Below are 20,351 nucleotides of genomic sequence, written 5' to 3' on the forward strand. Positions count from 1 at the left end.
GTGCGGATGTACGATTAGCCTCAAGCCTCTTCCTAAGATTCATCAGCAGCTGAGGATTGCTGGCCAATTCAAAAAGTAATTAACTCAGGCAATCCCAAAGCGGATAATTGGCTTGCAGCAACCCTTCCAGCAAATGTTGAACCTATCTGCGTAAGAACAGGAAGGCCAGCCCATAATGCATCAGCAGCAGTTGTATGAGCATTGTAGTTTGGTGCATCCAAAAATAAATCAGCTAGTCTAAGGCGCGAGAGATAGACTGCTCTGCTTGGAACGAGCTCTGCAAAAATTAAGCGAGATGAATCAACGCCGCGTTTTAGCGCTTCGTTTACTAAATTTTTGGTTGCAACATCAGAGAATTTTGACAGCCAAAGCACGCTGTGTGGAAACGACTTTAGCAATTTAATCCGGGTATCAAATACGGATGGCGTAATCTTGTAAAAATTATTGAAGTAGGCAAACACCAGGCCATCTACTAGTAAGCCATGATCTTCTCTTTTGGGAAAAAGGCCTAGACTATCTATTGATATTGATGTGTCAGCAGAAAAAAAAGAATTGAGTAAATAAGAAACAAACTCAGTGTAATGAGGTCTGTCATTTGGCGGAAACACCACCTGATCAGCAATTAAACAGTCATAAAAATCTGCGCCTGAAGTGCCTGCAAAGCCAAGATAATTAACCTGAGGCGGTGCAATGCGGTTTGCAAACAATGCGGTTCTAGCTCCTGTAGTATGGCAATTTAAATCGATGGCGATATATCAATATCTAAGCTCCCTAATAAATCAAAGACTTCCTGATCACTCATATTATGAGTGTGATAGCAATGATCAAATAATGCCTTAAATTGCTCTTCGACCTCATCACCTGTTTCTCTATTCAAAAATACTCCAGATACTTCAAATCGTGATCTGTCATGCATTTTGACTATGTTTTTCATTAAAACGCCAACAGGATGAAATTTAAAATCGGATGAAAAATAAGCAATTCTTATTTTTGAATCAGCCGATTTAGGTTTGATGACTAGTGTTTTATTTTTGGTAGTTAGATATTTGTTACGAACATACTGGATTGCACATTTTTTTGAAGCTCTAATGATGCTGGCGTATTAAGCAAGATAAATGGCATGGCCACAGATTTATTTGCAGAAACGAGCTCTAGCTTCTGGATAGCCCAAATGATCAAGCATCATAGCGCCACTCCATATTTGCCCGATGGGGTTAGCGATCATTTTGCCGTAAATATCTGGCGTTGAGCTATGGATGGGTTCAAATAATGATGGGAACTTGCCTTCAGGATTAATACTTCCAGACGGAGCAACGGCAATCGTCCCAGTACATGCCGGACCTAAGTCAGAAAGAATATCACCAAATAAGTTGCTCGCCACAACCACATCAAAGCGATCGGGATTCATCACAAAATGGGCCGCCAAAATGTCGATATGGTATTTATCGGTTCGCACATCTGCAAACTGTTGAGCCATTTCTTCAACACGCTCATCCCAATATGGCATCGTAATAGCGATACCGTTTGACTTCGTAGCAGATGTTAGATGCTTCTTAGGCCGACTTTGAGCAAGGTAATATGCGTATTGCAATATGCGATCAACGCCCTGATGAGTAAATAAAGCGATAGGATGCTTAAAAAGCAGAATAAACGAGACAGCGAAGTCCTGCAGGCGTGAGCGTCAGGTCTTTATTTACCCAAAATTCTAATAACTACACAGACAATATGAATGCTCCAAAATCCTTTGAATCCAAAGAAGATATCGGCCACTATGTTGGTGGATCTGTCATCAGCCCTAAAGATGGTCGCTTTGCCGACGTATACAACCCTGCCAAGGGTGCAGTAGCCCGCAAAGTTGCTTTGGCGAGCCGCAAGGAGGTTGATTCTGCCGTTGCTGTCGCTCAAAAGGCATTTGACTCTTGGAGTCAGACTAGCCCCCTGCGTCGCGCTCGCATTCTGTTTAAGTACTTAGAGCTACTCAATGCCAATCGCGATGAATTAGCAGCCATCATTACCGCCGAGCATGGCAAGGTGTTTACCGACGCACAGGGAGAAGTAACCCGTGGCATTGAAATCCTGGAATTCGCCACAGGCATCCCCGAGCTGCTAAAGGGTGACTACACCGAGCAGGTTTTAACAGATATTGATAACTGGGTCATGCGTCAACCCTTGGGTGTTGTAGCCGGTATTACGCCATTTAACTTTCCCGTCATGGTTCCCATGTGGATGTTCCCAATGGCAATCGCCTGTGGCAGTAGATGCCTTAATTGAAAATCCCGATGTCAAAGCCATTAGCTTTGTAGGTTCAACACCTATCGCAAATTACATCTATGAGCGTTGCGCGCATTTTGGCAAGCGCTCTCAAGCACTGGGTGGCGCAAAGAACCACATGGTTATCATGCCGGATGCGGACATTGATAAAGCCATCGATGCATTAGTAGGAGCTGCCTATGGTTCTGCAGGCGAGCGTTGTATGGCGATATCTGTAGCGGTTCTGGTTGGTGATGTGGCGGATAAGATCATGCCGAAATTAATTGAACGTACCAAAACGCTCAAGATTAAGAATGGAATGGAGCTCGATTTTTCTTGGGCGGCACCCTATTTGACAATGTTGCCGGTCGCAAGGCCTCCAGTGCAACACCCTGGGATGGTGGCCAACTTCTGTCAATCGATCAAGGTGGTTGGGAAACATTGGCACCTTCAGCCATTCCACAATTAGACGGGGAGACGGGGAGCGTTTACCACATGAACTCTCTAAAGTTGAGCTAAAGGATTTGATCGATGTGTTTGTGACTGCCGCTAAGCGGGCTGATCGCATAGGTCTTGACGGCATTGAGTTGCATGGAGCGCATGGTTATCTTTTGCATCAATTTTTATCACCGATCGCCAATCAGCGAACGGATGAATACGGTGGTTCGTTTGAGAATCGCATTCGCTTTCCATTGGAATTGTTTGCAGCAGTAAGGGCAGCCTACCAGGGCGTGCTTGGTATCCGCATCTCAGCAAGCGATTGGGTTGAGGGTGGGTGGATTCCAGAAGAAACGGCGAATTTTGCAAAACAATTAAAGTCATTGGGCTGCGATTTTGTACATATTTCTTCCGGTGGTATTTCTCCAAAACAAAAAATTGCGCTTGGCCCAAATTATCAGGTTCCGTTTGCCAAGATTGTGAAAGAGCAATCGGGTTTACCGACTATGACTGTTGGATTGATCACTGATCCACACCAAGCAGAAGAAATTTTACAAAAGGGGGATGCGGATCTGATTGCATTAGCGCGAGCATTCTTGTACAAGCCGCGTTGGGGCTGGGAGGCCGCTGCTGCACTCAATGCAACAGTCAATGCCAATGAGCGCTACTGGCGTTGTTTACCCAGAGAAGCTCAGTCAGTATTTGGAAGCGTTAAAGTAGGACAACGATAAATAGAAAATTAGGAGATCAAATGAACACTCTTCAGCAAGCGTTGTTATCAACTAGAAAATTACTAATCATGATCAGCTGGCTTTCTGCAGTCACGTCAGCTTTCGCCCAATCGTTCCCAGATAAATCCATTACTTTGGGTGGTACCCAATCCTCCCGGGGGCCTGGTAGATACGTCAGCGCATCTATTAAGTGAGCCTTTGACAAGGGTCATTGGCCAACCCGTTGTGGTTGACAACAAGCCTGGTGCCAGCGGCAATATTGCCCATCAATACGTTGCGAATGCTAAACTAAACGGTTACACCTTGTTGATCTCATACTCGGGGTATCACGTTGGTAATCCTGCCTTGATGGATAAACTGCCATGGGACCCTATTAAGGACTTTTCGCCAATCGCTTTGCTGACGGTCTCAACGAACGTCATTGCGGTTCACCCATCAGTACCTGTAAATAATTTGAAAGAATTTATTGCTTACGCTAAGGCCAACCCAGGAAAGTTAAATTACGCTTCTCGTAATACGGGGTCAGGCAATGCAAGCGCAAACGCTCTTGCAACGCTGAGTAGCAAATGATCTTTACCTGGGCCCGCAATTAATTGGACGCCGATGGGAAGTCCATTAACTCCAGTTGAGATATTCAAGTTAATGCATGGCAAACCGAGTAGTGTCCACATTCTGCAAAATATAGGATCTCCGGTGCCGTCTTTGAGTAATGGCGCCTCTCCAATTGCACTTTGGGCAATGAGAATGTCCACTTGATTTTGAAATAACTCAGCAATCGTTTTGCGTGCTATCTCAGTTGCCTGCAAATCTTTGGAATATTGCTGGTAAGTGATACGCTTACCGTCATCTAGCTGTTTGCTCAATAGGGGGCTGAGTTTTTTCGCATACTGCTCACGCTCAAATGCCAGGCTGCGCGATATTTCGTTAACCATGATGCGCGTTTGCGTCTCGCGTAACGTATCGAATGAATTTGGCAGCGATAAATCGTTTACCAAGCTTTTTGCAATTTTTTCTGCCGCGAAGCGCGCAAGAGCAATTGCTGCTATAGAAGCTTGGCTTGCGCACTCCCAATCGGACGTTTTGCAAACAGCGATTTTGGGTTTGTAATGGAGTGATTCGATTGTGCCCATAGCGTGGTCGCCACTCATTGCGGCAACACCCAACGCAACATCTTCAACACTTCTGCCAAAGCATCCCAGGGTATCCAACGACGGCGCCAAGCTTTTTACGCCAGCAACACTAATTTTGCCCAGGCTCGGTTTAAATCCCACGACGCCACAGTAGGAGGCTGGTCGAATGATGGATTCCGCAGTTTGACTTCCAGTAGCCAGTGGCACCATGAAATCCGCAACCTCAGCAGCAGAGCTGCTAGATGATCCGCCAGGCGTATGTTCTGCATCGAATGGGTTAGTTGTGGGGCCGCTATTGAATGAGGCAAATTCCGTGGTGACGGTTTTACCTAAAATAATGGCGCCTTGTTGGCGCATTAGGGCTACCGATACAGCATCCGTTTTGGGGTAATGATGCGCATAGATTGAGGAGCCATAGGAGGTTGGGAGGTCATAGGTATCAAAAGGTCCTTGATGCCAATCGGCAAGCCATGCAAAAGGCCCTTTACAGCCCCTTTCATCATCAGCTTCACAGTGAGCCCTTCAGTAGCATGAGCCATTCTTGCTGGCCCTTCTAACCCAACAGTTTGAGCTATTCCCTTGAAATCTTCGCCATGTCCACTAAAGCAATCATCAACGGCATGGCAAAGCTCATGTACTAAGGTATCTAATAATTGCACGGGATCGTCAATCCACCGCCTGAACGCTCTCTTGGCCAGCATTGGCCCAAGGTTGTTCGAGGACTACTCGATGCCGGAAATCCACAAGAAACTCTCACTGGAGGGATGGCATAGCCAGCTTTTGAAAATACTGGCTCAAGGTGTCTTACGGCGTCCTCAAGTTATGCTTCCGTGCAAGTATGTTGCTTCATTAAAGATTAGGGTAATTAAGATTAAATTTGGGCTAAATTACGATCATACGCCACGAAAAGTAGAATAGGCTCGATGAGGGATTTAGAAAGCCTTAGCGCTCACCAAGCGGTCCGAGCCCTTGCCAGAAGGGAGATCAACGCTCAAGGTTTACTGCTAGCCTGCCTGGATCGAATTGGGCAGCGAGATAGCGTTGTACGGGCTTGGTCCAGCTTTGGGAAGGAAAATGCCCTTGTTCGTGCTAAATCGCTTGATAAAGGTCAAGAGTTGGGCCCATATCCACATCAAGCCATTGTGTTTCCTCCACTAAGACCCAGCAATGCGAGTCGCAGTAAGGCGAAGTGTGGTCAATGCGGATATGAGGTTACCCTTCTAAAAAAATGGGCCAGATATGGTGCGCCCATCTGCCCCAAAGACAATATCCGTATGCAGGAAGATATTCCAGAGACTATTGAAAATACCGAAAATTACAATAGCGACTCGGTTGATAAAGGCTTGAAACCAAGCCGTGATGAGATCCAACGAGCCATTAGCTAAAAAAACCAACGCGTAAAGTTACATCTAGACTAAAGCACTATTAAACGAGAGACTAAGACATCATGAATGCAAAAAATATTTAAAAATCCCAAAATTGCAGTAATTCCTGGCGATGGAATTGGTAAGGAGGTAATCCCTGAGGGGGTGCGTGCGTTAGAGGCGGCTAATCGAAAGTTTAATATCGGTATGCAGTTTGATCATTTCGATTTTGCGAGCTGCGATTATTACCAAAAGCGGCAAGATGTTACCTGATGATTGGTTTGATCTGTTGATGAAATACGATGCTATTTTCTTTGGCGCTATCGGTATGCCGAATATTCTTCCGGACCATGTGTCATTGTGGGGTAGTTTGATTCAGTTCCGTCGCGGCTTTGATCAGTACGTCAATCTGCGTCCGGTACGACTATTACCAGGGGTGCCATGTCCGTTAGCAAATCGCAAACCGGGCGATATTGATTTCTTTGTTGTCCGCGAGAATACCGAAGGTGAATATTTAAGCGTTGGTGGAAAGATGTTTCCGGACACTGATCGCGAGTTTGTAATTCAGGAATCTTTATAGCAATTTTCGTATTTTGACCAAGATTTATTGGATATTTTGACCCCATATCGTCCTTAAAGGCATCAGCATGAGTCTATTATTTAGCCCATACACCCTCAATTCTCCCCGTGGACCCTTGGGGCTCGCTAACCGAATTGTGGTGGCACCGATGTGCCAATATTCGGCGTCCAACGGCGAGGCAACCGATTGGCATTTAATGCATTGGGGTAATCTTCTAAATAGTGGTGCAGCACTTTTCATTATTGAGGCTACCGGTGTCACACCGGAGGCGAGAATTACACCAGCTTGTTTAGGTTTATGGGATGACCGCACTGAAGCAGCACTTAGGGATAAATTGATTCGAGCGCGAAAGTTAGTTCCAGCAACACCTGTATTTATTCAATTGGCACATGCCCCAAACATGAAGATCTATTTAGAAGAGATCTTTAGGCCCGTCTTGTCCTGTGTGCGTGTTGCCAACTTTACCGATGCATTGAATTTAGTCAACTTTTGCGAGTACGGCAATGGGGTTGCTTGTTTCACGAGCGACGGAAATATTGCCCGTGAATTTGCTCGCCGAGTTCAAGTTGGCATGGTTGGTATTAACGTTCCCATTCCAGCGCCCATGGCATGGCTTTGGCGGCTGGAAAAAATCGCTCTTTGGCGATATGCACGCTTACAGCAAAGAAGGTGTGCGCTTCTATACCAAACAAAAAAGTGTGATGCAACGCTGGCCAGAAAGCATCGCAAAAGGTGCTGAGTTTGTCATGCCTACCTCCAAGTAGGCATTATTTTTGTATGGTGCCCAACAATATTACTGAAGAGTATTTTTAAAAGCAGGTATGATTGGAACTGCGAGCACCTCAATACCCTCTTCTCGCAATGATTCTGCTTCATCTAAAGTGGTTTGACCACGAATGCTGCGCTCAGGGGCTTCCTTGTAATGAATCTTTCTAGCTTCCCCTGCAAAAGCAGGGCCAACGTCCTCGGGTTTACCCATCAGCTCACGCATACCCTTCAAAAAGGCGGCCTGTACTTGAGCCTCTAGTTGTGAATGATCATTACCCGTCAAAGCCACAACCTCGCCACTCGAATTTCCAATGTCCTCGCTCGGCGCAGTTACCGCCGTAGACGAGGACTTTGCGATATGCGGCGCAGAAGGCATCCGACTGATTTGGGTGCTGTCACAAATTGGGCAAGCCAGTATCCCCCGCTTCTGCTGAGCAAGACAGTCCTCTTCAGAGGAAAACCACCCTTCAAAGCGGTGATCTAAGGGACATGCGAGGTTATAGACTTTCATAAGACCTATATAGTGGCAAAAATACCAAATTCAATAATCCCTATTTTAATAGGAATTAAAGTTACCTATTTAATGGGCTTGGGAGTTTACCAGCCCTTCGGCGGTATCGGTCCAGCCAATACCCTGAAATGGTCGTTTTTACGTCCGTAATTTCACCTTCTTCGATCCACGTCAAGAGCTGCTCCAAAGGTGCCGCAAAAACATCCAAAAGCTCTTCGGCGTCAAGCTTACTTTTACCAGGCACTAAATCCTCAGCCAAATAAATATCGATGAACTCGGTCGAATAGGAAATCACAGGATGTATGCGGCGTATGTAGCTCCATTTCCTAGCGGTATATCCAGTCTCCTCTTCCAGCTCACGCTGGGCACAGAGCAGATGATCCTCTCCATGATCTAGCTTGCCAGCTGGAATCTCAATGCAGGCTTTGTCAACGGGGTAGCGATACTGACGCTCCAGCAATACCCTGCCATCATCTAACAAAGCCACAATCGCTACTGCACCAGGGTGTGTTAAATATTCTCGCGCTGCTATCTGCCCATCGGGTAACCGAACCTGATCACGCTTCATATTTAGGAATATTCCGCCATAAATATCCTCACCAGAAACACGCTCTTCCCGTAAATGCGTATCCCCACTTGGTAAATCGGCAAACGATTTTTCAGTCATGAATATACTTTCAACGAACTATTTTTAATTGTACCTGAAAACCATGTCATTCAGGTGTCATCGAATTTATATCAGGCAGAAATTCAAAAGGCCCCCAAAGGAGCCTTTTGCTATCGAATCTCGCTTGGGATTCTCGTTATAAACCTAGCAATGTCCGACGCGACGCGTCCAAACAGATACTCATCAGGCTAGCCGGAACAATACCAATCACCAAAACCAAAATCGTATTGAGGCTTAATAAGCCTTTTGCAAAACCCGAACCAGATACACTCGATTCATGGGCGGGCTCATCAAAGTACATAACTTTAACTACTCTGAGGTAGTAGAAAGCACCTACTAAAGAAGCGAGTACAGCAATAATAGCCAGGAATGTGTGTTCAGCGTCAACTAAAGCCCCAAGAACACCAAGCTTTGCGGCAAAACCAACCGTTGGCGGAATCCCAGCTAAAGAGAACATCATTACCAAGCCGATAAAGGCAAACCAGGGATGATTCTTGTTCAGCCCCTTTAGGCCTTCCAGTGTTTCACAATCGTACCCCTTGCGAGATAAGACCATCAACAATCCGAAAGTACCCAGCGTTGTTAGTACATAGGTGATGATATAAAACACCGATGCGCTGAATGCATGATCATCAAACACCGACAACATACCCAGCATGACAAAGCTCATCTGTGCAATCGCAGAATATGCCAACATACGCTTCACATTGGTTTGAGCAATGGCGGTAACGTTACCAACAACTAATGACAAGACCGCTAATAAGACCAACATCGGCTGCCAGTCACCCATCAACGGCAGCAAGGTATTTACTAATAAACGGAATAAAAGTGCAAATGCCGCAATCTTAGGCGCACCGGCGATCATCAATGTCACTGCTGTTGGCGCACCTTGATAAACGTCTGGAACCCACATATGAAAAGGTACAACGCCTAACTTAAATGCCAAGCCGGCTACGATAAATACCAAACCAAAAGCCATCACCAAATGATTGATGCGCGGATCAGCTACGGTTTTGAAAATCTCAATCAGATCAAGCGATCCAGTCACGCCGTACAACATTGACATGCCGTAGAGCAAGAAACCAGATGCCAGAGCACCCAAGACAAAATATTTAATGCCAGCCTCAACACTACGTTCACTAGAGTGGCGCATGGCCACCAGGGCGTACATTGGCAAAGCCATTAATTCAAGACCGAGGTAGAGAGTCAGTAGATTGGCGCCAGAAATCAATACCATTTGACCAAACAATGCCAAGAGGACCATCACAATAAAGTCGGGTCTGAATAATGCACGATCCGATAGATATTGTTTCGAGTACACCAAGCTGACCAATACAGCTGCGCAAGAGCATGCCTTCAGTAGATTGGATAAAGGGTCTGATTGGAACAAGCCATTCATGGCAACAATGGATACATCACCCATTCTGCCCATGAAAGCAAAAATGAGATAGACCAACAATATTAATGAAAAGAAGTAGACAAACCCCACTCCACGTGGAGAATGGAAGATATCCTGCTCAACGCCAGGAGTTGAGGGAACTCTTTCACGAACATACACACTTGCAACCAACAATAAGCAAGTGGCAAGAAGTAAAACGAGTTCCGGCAGGATGGCGTATAGGTCGAATGCTTGCATTTGCTTTTACTCAGAGTTTGCTAACAGCAACATGCTGCAGCAGATTGATTACGGCTGGATGAATGATGTCGGTAAATGGCTTGGGATAGACGCCCATGCCAATCACGCAAATTGCCAACACCGTCATCATGAAATATTCACGGACATTGAGGTCTTTTAATTCGTCAACATGTGCGTTGTTGATAGCGCCAAAGAAAACACGCTTTACCATCCAGAGTGGATACGCTGCACCCAGGATCAAAGTAGTAGCAGCCAAAATACCGATGACAAAATCGTAGTCAACCGCAGCCAAAATGACCATAAATTCACCAACGAAGCCAGAAGTTGCGGGAAGACCGCAGTTCGCCATTGCCATCAAGACCGCAAAGGCCGTAAATGCTGGCATGCGATGCACTACGCCACCGTAATCAGCAATTTGACGGGTATGCATACGGTCATAAAGAACACCAATCGATAGGAACATAGCACCAGCCACAAATCCGTGCGAGATCATTTGGACAATACCGCCCTCAATACCTAATGGGCTAAAGAGGAAGAAGCCTAGTGTCACAAAACCCATGTGCGCTACTGATGAGTAGGCAACCAGTTTCTTCATGTCTTTTTGTACGAGCGCTACTGCTCCAACATAAATCACAGCAACTAAGGATAAGAAGATCACGAATGGGCCAAGATATTGGCTGGCATCAGGCGCTATGGGCAACGAGAAGCGAAGGAAACCATAAGCACCCAGCTTCAACATAATCGCAGCCAGAACAACCGAACCGCCTGTTGGCGCTTCGACGTGGACATCTGGCAACCAGGTATGTAGTGGCCACATCGGCACTTTGACAGCAAAAGCCATAAAGAATGCAAAGAACAAAAGAATTTGCTCAACAATATCGGAGCGAGCATTTTGCCAAGCCAAGATGTCAAAGCTATTGGTCACGTTGTACAAGTACAGCATCGCAACCAACGTTAACAAGGAGCCCAGCAAGGCATAGAGGAAGAACTTAAATGCGGCGTAGATGCGGTTATGACCACCCCATACACCAATGATGATGTACATCGGAATCAAAGTGGCCTCAAAGAATACATAAAACAGCAGCGCATCCAGTGCGCAGAAAACGCCGATCATTAATCCCGAGAGGATCATGAATGAGGCCATGTATTGCGATACCTTGGTATCAATGACCTCCCACGCTGCAATCACCACAAAGATATTGATGAATGCGGTCAACACAATAAACCATACGGAAATGCCATCTATACCGAGGTAATAGTTAATGTCGTAACGCGGAATCCAACTAATCTTTTCAACAAACTGCATGCCAGGGTTGGCAATATCAAAGTTCGTGATTAGCGGCAATGTAGCGATAAAACCAATTACTGCACCTATCAGCGCTAACCAGCGCACTCCAGCCGATGGCTTCTCAGACCCATAAAACAGAATGATGAGTCCAAAAACAATCGGGGTCCAAATGGCGTAAGAAAGAATCATAATGGCGACTTAAGTAAGGCCTATCGAACAAAAGGCAAGTAAGCGTACAAAACCCAAGCTAGCAATACAGCCAAGCCTGCAATCATTGCAAATGCGTAGTGGTATACATAACCGGATTGCAAATGCCGAATTACTTCAGCAAAGCGCCCTACCGTATGGGCACTACCGTTAACAAAGAATCCGTCAATCACTTTTTGATCACCGCGATGCCACAAGATGCTTCCAATCCAAATGAGGCCTTTAGCAAACACCGCTTGATTTAAGTCATCTAAGTAGTACTTGTTATCAAACAATGTTTTGATAGGTGCAAATGCTTGCGCCACCTTTTCTGGGAGTTTTGGAGCCCAGAGATAACCAATCGCTGCGGTCAGAACACCCAACACTACCAAACCTAAAACGGGAGAAGTAAACGCATGAATTGCCATTGCCACAGGACCGTGGAACTCTTCGGCAAGTTCTTTCATGACAGGATGGCGAGCCAAATCAATAAAAATGGAGTCGCCAAAATAGGTGCCAAAGAGTAAAGGTGTGATGGTGTAGAAGCCAATGATCACTGACGGAATCGCCAACAGAATCAGAGGCAATGTAACCACCAACGGAGACTCATGAGGCTTTTCTCCTGGAGCTAGGCCATGATGTGCGTGATCATCACCCTGCTCTGCATGTTGATGATGATGAGCGTGCGAATCCGCATGACCCCAACGTGCCTTACCATGGAAAACCCAAAAATACAGACGGAATGAATACAACGCTGTTACAAATACGCTAGCCATCACTGCGAAGTAAGCAAAGCTCGAACCCGGAATATGACTTGCAGCTACGGCCTCAATGATGGAATCTTTTGAATAGAAACCTGAAAAGAATGGTGTACCGATTAGCGCCAAATTCCCCAACATCATCATGAGACATGTGATCGGCATGTACTTCCATAGGCCGCCCATCTTACGCATATCTTGCTCATGGTGCATACCCAAAATAACGCTACCAGCAGCCAAGAACAATAATGCCTTAAAGAATGCATGCGTCATCAAATGAAAGATTGCAACGGGATAAGCGGATACGCCTAGTGCAACAGTCATATAACCTAATTGCGATAGAGTGGAATACGCAACCACGCGTTTGATATCGTTTTGCACGATACCCAAGAAGCCCATGAACAGTGCAGTAATCGAGCCAATGACCAAGATGAAGCTCAACGCAACATCGGAAAGCTCAAATAAGGGTGACATGCGTGACACCATGAAAATACCGGCAGTAACCATCGTTGCCGCGTGAATCAACGCAGAGATTGGCGTTGGACCTTCCATGGAATCTGGCAACCAAACATGCAAAGGGAATTGGGCAGATTTACCCATGGCACCAATAAACAAGCAGATACAAGCCACGGTTAATAAATTCCAGCCGGTACCGGGAAGCGTCTGTGCTGCCAAAGCCGTATTCTGAGCAAAGATCACGTCATATTGCATCGAGCCAGCACTGGCTAACAAAAGGCCAATACCCAAGATAAATCCAAAGTCGCCAACGCGATTAACCAAGAATGCTTTCATATTGGCAAACACCGCAGATTGACGCTCAAAGTAGAAGCCAATCAACAAATAGGAAACAACGCCCACTGCCTCCCAGCCAAAAAATAGCTGTAAGAGGTTATTACTCATTACCAACATCAACATTGCGAAGGTAAATAAGGAGATATATGAGAAGAACCGATTATAGCCCTCTTCACCGTGCATGTATCCAATGGTGTAAATGTGCACCATGAGTGACACAAAAGTCACTACGCACATCATCGTTGCCGTTAGCGGATCAATTAAGAAGCCAATATCTAAATTCAGTTCGCCCAACCGCATCCAACGGTACACCGTACCGTTGAAATAGAAACCATCCATTACTTGCGCCAAAACATTGCAGGACAGTACAAAGGCAATGGTGACACCCAGGATAGTGAAAAACTGACTTGCGCCGTGATCAATACGATTACCACCCAATTTGGTTCCGAATAATCCAGCAATAATCGATCCAACAAGCGGAGCCAGTGGGATAGCACAAAGAACAAGAATAGTTAAGGTCAATTGCATGACTAGCCTTTTAGGTGGTCAAGATCTTCAGCATTGATGGTGTCAACCTTACGGAAGAGAACAACCAAAATTGCCAAACCAATAGCCGCTTCTGCAGCCGCCACAGTCAAAATAAAGAATACGAATACCTGACCAGCCATATCTCCCAAGTAGTGAGAGAAGGCAACGAAGTTCATATTGACCGACAGAAGCATCAATTCAATCGCCATTAACAGCACGATGACATTCTTGCGGTTTAAGAAAATACCAATAATGCTCGCTGCAAACAAAATTGCGCTGAGGACTAAATAGTGGGCCAGAGTAATGGTCATTTCTTCTCTCCTCTAGCATCCTGCTTGGCAGCCATATCCGCATCCATTTTGACAATTCGCATGCGATCAGCAGCTACCACATTTACCTGCTCATGAATATTTTGAGACTTCGAATCCTTGCGATTACGCAAGGTCAAGGCAACTGCGGCAATCATGGCGACCAATAGAATGACGCCGGCCACCTCAAATGCATAGACGTAGTCACCAAAAATTAAGATGCCTAATGCTTGGGTATTGTTGGCTGCTACCTCTTTAGGCATCGGCTGCACTGGTGCATTAGTTCCGATAAAGCTACGAATAATCACAATCGATAACTCAAGAACGATGACAGCGGCCATTAAGAATGCTACGGGCAAAAATTTCTTGAAATCACGACGCAAATGTTCCAGATCTAGATCCAGCATCATCACTACGAAGAGAAACAGCACCATGACGGCGCCAACATAAACCAAAATCAACGCCAAACTTAAGAATTCTGCTTTGAGCAGCATCCATAGGCCAGAGGCACAAAAGAAAGCCAATACTAAGAAAAGGGCTGAATGCACAGGGTTGCGTGCCGTGGTCACACGCAAGGCTGAAACTACCAACAGGCCAGCAAAGCCGTAGAAGAAAACCGCAAACAATGTAGAAGGAGCGAATGTCATAGTAATGTGGGCTCGATTCGATTAACGATAAGGCGCATCAATAGCGCGTTTTGCGGCAATATCTTTTTCATACTTATCGCCTACAGACAAGAGCATTTCTTTGGTGAAATACAAGTCACCACGTTTGTCGCCAAAATACTCAAAAATATTTGTTTCTACGATTGCATCAACTGGACAAGCTTCTTCGCAAAAGCCACAGAAGATGCACTTCGTTAAATCGATGTCATAGCGCGATGTACGACGAGTACCATCATCACGCTCTGTCGTTTCAATCGTAATGGCATAGGCTGGGCAAACCGCTTCACAGAGTTTGCAACCGATACAACGCTCTTCGCCATTCTCATAACGACGTAAAGCATGCAAGCCACGGAAACGATTCGAAAGTGGTGTCTTCTCGTCTGGATATTGAACGGTGATCTTGGGCTTAAAGAGATAACGACCGGTAATGGACATACCAGTCAAGATGTCTTTCAGTATCAAGCTATCGAGGAATTGGGAAATTTTCTTAAACATGATAGGTCAACTTATTTCCAAATATTCCATGGGGATACTACCCATGCACCGATAACAACCACCCAAAATACGGGGATGGGAATAAAGATTTTCCAGCCCAAACGCATGATCTGGTCATAGCGATAACGCGGCAATGTGGCGCGCAACCAAATCACACAAGATAACAAGAAGAATGTCTTACCGAATAGCCAAAAGAAACCTGGAATATCACGCAGGATAGGTAAATCAACAATTGGCAACCAGCCGCCTAAGAACATGATCGATGCAACAGCAGCAATCAAAATCATATTGGCGTATTCGGCCAAGAAGAACATGGCAAAAGACATGCCCGAGTATTCCACCATGTGTCCTGCAACGATTTCCGACTCACCCTCTACAACGTCAAATGGATGACGATTGGTGTCTGCAACACCAGAAATAAAGTAGATCAGGAACATTGGTAACAACGGTAGCCAATTCCAGGACAAGAAATTGAGGCCCATGCTCGCAAAGTAACCCTGCTCTTGAGAGGCAACAATAGCGCTCAGGTTTAGCGAACCAGAAGTGATCAGCACAGTTACTAATGCAAAGCCCATTGCAATCTCATAAGAGATCATCTGTGCCGATGCGCGCATGGCGCCAAGGAATGGGTATTTTGAATTGGATGACCAACCAGCTAGAATGACACCATATACACCGATGGACGAGATTGCCATGATGTAAAGAAGGCCCGCATTAACGTCTGCTAATACCATTTTAGCCTGGAATGGAATTACTGCCCAAGCTGCAAATGCGGGTGCAATCACCATCACTGGCGCAATGAAGTACAACACTTTGCTAGCTTGTGCCGGAGAAATAATCTCCTTCATCAACAGCTTTAATGCATCCGCGATGGGTTGCAATAAACCCAAAGGACCCACGCGATTTGGTCCAAGACGAATATGCATCCAGCCAATTAACTTACGCTCCCAAAGGGTTAAGTAAGCAACGCAACCGAACATTGGCAGAACAATAACGACGATACGCACCAATGCCCAAACTAGAGGCCAAAGGGAGTCAAAGATCGCCTCGCCTTGAGTGGTGATGAGGTTCAAGAAATTATCCATCTCGTCCCTTATGCCTTAATAACCGTTACGGGACCAAACATTGATCCCAATGATGCACTTACCACTGTGCCAGCAGAGAGTCTGACAACGCCAGACGCTAAATTGGCTTCTAAAGTTGCAGGCAATGTAACCGAGGCATTTCCTTGAGCCACGGTAACACTATCGCCCTCTTTAAGACCTAATTCCGCAAAGAGTGTTGAATTAATACCTGCTTGATTGCCGCGCTTAGCATCACGAGTCAACTGCAAGGCAGATGATCGGCGCACGATCGCATCGCCTGCATAAATATTGACATCGGCTAAGCGCTCAAGACCAACCATAATTGAATGGTTATTACTTACACCCGCCGCTGAACTATCGTTATTCAAGCGGGTGCAATAGTTATCACCCAGCGCCTCACCAATCACCTCTTCTGGCAAGTTGTACAAGAAACCATCTAAGCCTAATAACCCACCAAGGACACGTAAGACTTTCCATGCGGGACGAGAGTCACCAAGAGGTTTTACAGAAGGCTGAATGGTTTGCACTCTTCCCTCTGCATTCACAAAGGTGGACACTGTTTCAGTAAATGGGGTAATTGGCAAGATAACGTCAGCCACTTCCAATAAGTCTGCCGACTTAAATGCGCTCAATGCAATCACCGTATTTGCTTTTGCTAATGCCTCTCTTGCCTGCTGAGGATTAGGTAGATCCGAATCCGGATCAATGTTCATTAACAGGACGGCGCGGCGCTCACCAGTCAATACTGACTCAACACCTGCGCCGTTTGCGTTAACTAACGATGCACCAACGGCATTACCACCCTCTAGTAAAAATCCAAGGGTTGCGCCAGTCTGTTGTGCAATAAATTGCGCCAATACATGCAAATCAGCTGCTTGAGGATGGCTAGTTGCCGCAGAACCAATCAACACGGACACGTTTGAACCGGACAGCAGTGCATCAGCAATCTTCTGAGTTTGCGGAGAAACAGCAATGTTTGGCGTTCCCGCTTGGGCAGCAACTGACTTCGCCTTTGCTACCGCTAGTGCAACTTGGCCTAATGTATTGACCCAGGCGCCGGGAGCCGCAGCAATACCGAATGAAGGAATTAACCAATCATCGCCGCCAGCATCAATACGAGCAACTTGCAAGCCGCGCTTGACAACGGTCCGCAAACGTGCGGCAAGAATCGGTTGATCTTTGCGCAAGAAGCTACCAATAATCAAGACGCGATCCAGGTCGCTGAACTTAGCGATTGGCATACCCAACCATGGTGCTGGAGCAGCTCCAGAAATATTCACTTGGCGCAGACGGGTTTCGATTTGATTTGAGCCAAGGCCACGTACTAATTTTTGCAAAAGATAGAGCTCTTCAGTGCTAGAAATCGGATGCGCCAATGCGCCAACCGACTGCACACCACTCTCAGCGGAGATTTTCTGCAGAGAGCTTGCAACATAATCCAGCGCAGATTGCCAATCAGTTTCTAACCACTGTCCACCCCGCTTCACCATAGGTGCAGTGACACGGTCTGCGCTGTTTAATCCTTCGTATGCAAAGCGATCACGGTCGCTAATCCAGCATTCATTAATAGCTTCATTCTCTAAAGCTACGACACGCATTACCTTGTTGTTTTTGGTTTGAACGGTTGTGTTTGAGCCCAGGCTATCGTGCGGGCTCACAGAGCGCTTACGACCCAATTCCCAAGTGCGCGCTTCATAGCGGAATGGCTTGCTGGTTAATGCACCAACTGGACACAAATCAATCATGTTTCCAGAAAGCTCTGAATCGACTGTTTGACCAACAAAAGTCGTGATCTCCGAGTGCTCGCCACGGTTGATCATGCCAAGCTCCATCACACCAGCAACTTCTTGTCCAAAACGAACGCAACGTGTGCAGTGAATGCAGCGACTCATCTCTTGCATAGAGATCAATGGCCCAGCATTCTTATGGAATACCACTCGCTTTTCTTCGTCATAGCGAGAATTGGATTTACCGTAACCCACTGCCAAATCTTGTAGTTGACACTCACCACCTTGATCGCAAATCGGGCAATCTAATGGGTGGTTGATCAATAAGAATTCCATTACGGAGCGCTGGGCTTCTACAGCTTTTGCGGAATGCGTAAAAACCTTCATTCCTTGAGTAACTGGAGTGGCACAGGCAGGCAATGGTTTTGGCGCTTTTTCTACTTCAACAAGGCACATACGGCAGTTCGCCGCAATCGATAACTTCTTGTGATAGCAGAAGTGCGGCACATAAGTACCGAGCTTATTCGCGGCGTGCATCACCATCGAACCTTGCGGAACTTCTACAGTCTTGCCATCTAATTCGATTTCTACCATACTCACTTTAAGATGTCCCGTGCTCAATAACTTACAAAGGTTTAGCAGAATCTAAGCAACGCTTATGTTCTACGTGATACGCAAATTCATCCATGTAATGTTTCAACATGCCACGCACTGGCATTGCCGCTGCATCACCCAAGGCGCAAATCGTACGACCTTGGATATTGGCTGCTACATCGTTGAGCAAATCCAAATCCTCAGGTCGACCTTGGCCATGTTCTATACGATGAACAATGCGCCACAACCAGCCAGTACCTTCACGGCAAGGCGTACATTGTCCGCAAGATTCTTCGTGATAGAAATACGATAAGCGTTCTAATGCGCGCACCATGCAACGCGTTTCATTCATAACGATGACCGCACCAGAACCCAACATTGAGCCTGCCTTGGCAATACTGTCGTAATCCATGGTCAGATCCATCATCTGGGCACCTGGAATGACGGGGGCCGATGAGCCGCCTGGGATAACTGCCTTGATAGCTTTTCCGTCACGCATGCCACCCGCCAACTTGAGAAGCTCAGCAAACGGTGTGCCTAGTGGAATTTCATAATTACCGGGATGCACTACATCGCCAGAGACGGAGAAAATCTTCGTACCACCGTTATTAGGCTTACCAAGATCTAAGTACGCTTGCCCACCAATCGCCAAGATAAATGGCACAGCAGCAAATGTTTCGGTGTTGTTAATGGTTGTTGGTTTGCCGTACAAACCAAAGCTGGCTGGGAATGGCGGCTTAAAGCGAGGCTGACCCTTTTTACCCTCCAATGATTCCAGCAAAGCAGTCTCTTCACCGCAGATGTACGCACCCCAACATGGAGCTGCATGCAACTGGAATGAGAAGTCGCTGCCTAAAATTTTATCGCCCAGATACCCTGCAGCACGCGCTTCCTCCAAGGCCTCTTCAAAGCGGGAATAGACTTCCCAGATTTCGCCATGGATGTAGTTGTAACCTGCTGAGATGCCCATAGTGTAGGCGCCGATAATCATGCCCTCAATCAATGCATGCGGGTTGTAACGCATGATGTCGCGGTCTTTAAATGTGCCGGGCTCACCTTCTTCGCTGTTGCATACCAAATATTTCTGGCCAGGGAACTGACGCGGCATAAAACTCCACTTCAATCCAGTCGGGAAACCTGCACCTCCGCGACCACGCAGTGAAGAAGCTTTTAATTCCGCAATAATGGCGTCTGGAGCCACCTTGTCGTTAATCAAGCAACGTAACTGTTGATAGCCTCCACGACTTTCGTAATCTTTTAAGCGCCAGTTCTCACCATTCAATCCCGCAAGAATCAATGGCTTAATGTGACGATCGTGCAAACTGGTCATGCCGCCTTTCCTTCTGCACGCAACTCATTCAAAAGAGCATCAATCTTTTCTTTACTCATAAAACTACACATACGCTTGTCATTAACCAACATGACTGGTGAGTCGCCGCACGCACCCATGCACTCACCCTCTTTTAATGTAAAGGTACCGCAAGGCGTAGTTTCATTGAAACCAATGCCCAACGTTTCTTTGAGGTAAGTTGCCGCAGTTTCACCGTGCGTTAATTGACACGGTAAATTTGTACAGATCACCAACTTGTACTTCCCAATGGGCTTGGTGTTATACATGTTGTAAAACGTTGCTACTTCTTCTACTGCAATCGTTGGCATTTCTAATATTTGCGCAACGGTAGCGATTACCTCAGGGGATACCCAACCCACTTCAGTTTGAGCGGCAATCAACGATGCCATTACAGCAGATTGCTTTTGCTCAGATGGATATTTAGCGACGTTACGGGCAATATCTGCCAGCGTTTTTTCGGATAGTTGAAGCGTTGTTGTCATGAAATCTTCCTTGGCAC

18 protein-coding genes and 6 pseudogenes are annotated in these 20,351 nt (G+C 46.2%); 7 read left to right on the top strand and 17 right to left on the bottom strand.

Annotated features, from left to right (window positions below):
• Nucleotides 1-68: 68 nt before the first annotated feature.
• From BQ1619_RS10255 to BQ1619_RS04140, 3 genes and pseudogenes are all read right to left on the bottom strand, one after another.
• The gene (locus tag BQ1619_RS10255; RefSeq protein ID WP_114662406.1) at nucleotides 69-707 is read right to left on the bottom strand and encodes an O-linked N-acetylglucosamine transferase family protein; all 639 of its coding nucleotides are present in this window, start codon (nucleotides 705-707) and stop codon (nucleotides 69-71) included.
• Between the two features lie 29 nt (nucleotides 708-736).
• Nucleotides 737-1,093, bottom strand: coding sequence for an O-linked N-acetylglucosamine transferase family protein (locus BQ1619_RS10260; RefSeq protein ID WP_114662409.1), 357 nt, complete (start codon nucleotides 1,091-1,093; stop codon nucleotides 737-739).
• Between the two features lie 54 nt (nucleotides 1,094-1,147).
• A pseudogene (locus BQ1619_RS04140) lies at nucleotides 1,148-1,621 on the bottom strand (isocitrate/isopropylmalate family dehydrogenase); the annotation flags it as partial.
• A gap of 104 nt (nucleotides 1,622-1,725) precedes the next feature.
• On the opposite strand from BQ1619_RS04140, the pseudogene BQ1619_RS04145 reads away from it, so the two are divergent.
• From BQ1619_RS04145 to BQ1619_RS04155, 3 genes and pseudogenes are all read left to right on the top strand, one after another.
• Nucleotides 1,726-2,578: pseudogene (locus tag BQ1619_RS04145) on the top strand (aldehyde dehydrogenase family protein); the annotation flags it as partial.
• 103 nt (nucleotides 2,579-2,681) lie between these two features.
• Nucleotides 2,682-3,419 carry an oxidoreductase gene (locus tag BQ1619_RS04150; RefSeq protein WP_231968486.1) on the top strand — a complete coding sequence of 246 codons (738 nt, stop codon included), beginning with the start codon at nucleotides 2,682-2,684 and terminating at the stop codon, nucleotides 3,417-3,419.
• Between the two features lie 68 nt (nucleotides 3,420-3,487).
• A pseudogene (locus tag BQ1619_RS04155) lies at nucleotides 3,488-3,944 on the top strand (Bug family tripartite tricarboxylate transporter substrate binding protein); the annotation flags it as partial.
• On the opposite strand, the gene BQ1619_RS04160 reads toward BQ1619_RS04155, so the two are convergent.
• A complete protein-coding gene (locus BQ1619_RS04160; RefSeq protein WP_114662410.1) occupies nucleotides 3,920-4,954 on the bottom strand; it encodes an amidase in 1,035 nt (344 codons plus the stop codon). The pseudogene BQ1619_RS04155 and the gene BQ1619_RS04160 sit on opposite strands and share 25 nt — an antisense overlap.
• Nucleotides 4,912-5,208: a SprT family zinc-dependent metalloprotease gene (locus tag BQ1619_RS09110; protein ID WP_197711863.1), complete on the bottom strand. Its 297-nt coding sequence runs from the start codon at nucleotides 5,206-5,208 to the stop codon at nucleotides 4,912-4,914. The genes BQ1619_RS04160 and BQ1619_RS09110 overlap by 43 nt, the downstream gene beginning before the upstream one ends.
• 264 nt (nucleotides 5,209-5,472) lie before the next feature.
• On the opposite strand from BQ1619_RS09110, the gene BQ1619_RS09115 reads away from it, so the two are divergent.
• The 4 genes and pseudogenes from BQ1619_RS09115 to BQ1619_RS09125 form a co-directional block, all read left to right on the top strand.
• Nucleotides 5,473-5,934: a hypothetical protein gene (locus BQ1619_RS09115; protein WP_197711864.1), complete on the top strand. Its 462-nt coding sequence runs from the start codon at nucleotides 5,473-5,475 to the stop codon at nucleotides 5,932-5,934.
• Nucleotides 5,935-6,000: 66 nt separating this feature from the next.
• Nucleotides 6,001-6,490: pseudogene (locus BQ1619_RS04175) on the top strand (isocitrate/isopropylmalate family dehydrogenase); the annotation flags it as partial.
• Nucleotides 6,491-6,560: 70 nt separating this feature from the next.
• A pseudogene (locus BQ1619_RS09120) lies at nucleotides 6,561-6,887 on the top strand (oxidoreductase); the annotation flags it as partial.
• Nucleotides 6,888-7,257 (top strand): annotated as a pseudogene (locus BQ1619_RS09125) (aldehyde dehydrogenase family protein); the annotation flags it as partial. It abuts the pseudogene before it with no gap.
• 29 nt (nucleotides 7,258-7,286) lie between these two features.
• Here the strand turns inward: BQ1619_RS09125 and BQ1619_RS04185 are convergent.
• From BQ1619_RS04185 to nuoE, 12 genes are all read right to left on the bottom strand, one after another.
• Complete coding sequence (locus BQ1619_RS04185; protein ID WP_114662411.1) at nucleotides 7,287-7,772, bottom strand: DUF1178 family protein; 486 nt, start codon at nucleotides 7,770-7,772, stop codon at nucleotides 7,287-7,289.
• A gap of 61 nt (nucleotides 7,773-7,833) precedes the next feature.
• Nucleotides 7,834-8,439, bottom strand: coding sequence for an NUDIX domain-containing protein (locus BQ1619_RS04190; protein WP_114662412.1), 606 nt, complete (start codon nucleotides 8,437-8,439; stop codon nucleotides 7,834-7,836).
• A 136-nt stretch (nucleotides 8,440-8,575) separates the two neighbouring features.
• The gene (nuoN, locus tag BQ1619_RS04195; protein ID WP_114662413.1) at nucleotides 8,576-10,075 is read right to left on the bottom strand and encodes an NADH-quinone oxidoreductase subunit NuoN; all 1,500 of its coding nucleotides are present in this window, start codon (nucleotides 10,073-10,075) and stop codon (nucleotides 8,576-8,578) included.
• A gap of 10 nt (nucleotides 10,076-10,085) precedes the next feature.
• Nucleotides 10,086-11,552, bottom strand: a complete 1,467-nt coding sequence (locus BQ1619_RS04200) for an NADH-quinone oxidoreductase subunit M (RefSeq protein WP_114662414.1) — start codon at nucleotides 11,550-11,552, stop codon at nucleotides 10,086-10,088.
• Between the two features lie 20 nt (nucleotides 11,553-11,572).
• Nucleotides 11,573-13,627, bottom strand: a complete 2,055-nt coding sequence (gene nuoL, locus BQ1619_RS04205) for an NADH-quinone oxidoreductase subunit L (RefSeq protein ID WP_114662415.1) — start codon at nucleotides 13,625-13,627, stop codon at nucleotides 11,573-11,575.
• A gap of 2 nt (nucleotides 13,628-13,629) precedes the next feature.
• Nucleotides 13,630-13,938 carry an NADH-quinone oxidoreductase subunit NuoK gene (gene nuoK / locus BQ1619_RS04210; protein ID WP_114662416.1) on the bottom strand — a complete coding sequence of 103 codons (309 nt, stop codon included), beginning with the start codon at nucleotides 13,936-13,938 and terminating at the stop codon, nucleotides 13,630-13,632.
• Nucleotides 13,935-14,582 carry an NADH-quinone oxidoreductase subunit J gene (locus tag BQ1619_RS04215; RefSeq protein WP_114662417.1) on the bottom strand — a complete coding sequence of 216 codons (648 nt, stop codon included), beginning with the start codon at nucleotides 14,580-14,582 and terminating at the stop codon, nucleotides 13,935-13,937. Before BQ1619_RS04215 ends, nuoK begins: the two co-directional genes overlap by 4 nt.
• 21 nt (nucleotides 14,583-14,603) lie before the next feature.
• Entirely contained in the window at nucleotides 14,604-15,095 is a 492-nt protein-coding gene (nuoI, locus tag BQ1619_RS04220; RefSeq protein WP_114662419.1) for an NADH-quinone oxidoreductase subunit NuoI, read from the bottom strand.
• An 11-nt stretch (nucleotides 15,096-15,106) separates the two neighbouring features.
• Nucleotides 15,107-16,180, bottom strand: coding sequence for an NADH-quinone oxidoreductase subunit NuoH (gene nuoH, locus BQ1619_RS04225; protein ID WP_114662421.1), 1,074 nt, complete (start codon nucleotides 16,178-16,180; stop codon nucleotides 15,107-15,109).
• Nucleotides 16,181-16,188: 8 nt separating this feature from the next.
• On the bottom strand, nucleotides 16,189-18,501 hold the full coding sequence (gene nuoG / locus BQ1619_RS04230) for an NADH-quinone oxidoreductase subunit NuoG (RefSeq protein WP_114662423.1): 2,313 nt from the start codon (nucleotides 18,499-18,501) through the stop codon (nucleotides 16,189-16,191).
• Nucleotides 18,502-18,532: 31 nt separating this feature from the next.
• Nucleotides 18,533-19,831, bottom strand: coding sequence for an NADH-quinone oxidoreductase subunit NuoF (gene nuoF / locus BQ1619_RS04235; protein ID WP_114662425.1), 1,299 nt, complete (start codon nucleotides 19,829-19,831; stop codon nucleotides 18,533-18,535).
• Nucleotides 19,828-20,334 carry an NADH-quinone oxidoreductase subunit NuoE gene (gene nuoE, locus BQ1619_RS04240; protein WP_114662427.1) on the bottom strand — a complete coding sequence of 169 codons (507 nt, stop codon included), beginning with the start codon at nucleotides 20,332-20,334 and terminating at the stop codon, nucleotides 19,828-19,830. Before nuoE ends, nuoF begins: the two co-directional genes overlap by 4 nt.
• Between the last annotated feature and the right edge of the window lie 17 nt (nucleotides 20,335-20,351).

Origin of the sequence: Polynucleobacter necessarius, assembly GCF_900095195.1 — a bacterium.
Lineage (GTDB): Bacteria > Pseudomonadota > Gammaproteobacteria > Burkholderiales > Burkholderiaceae > Polynucleobacter > Polynucleobacter necessarius_G.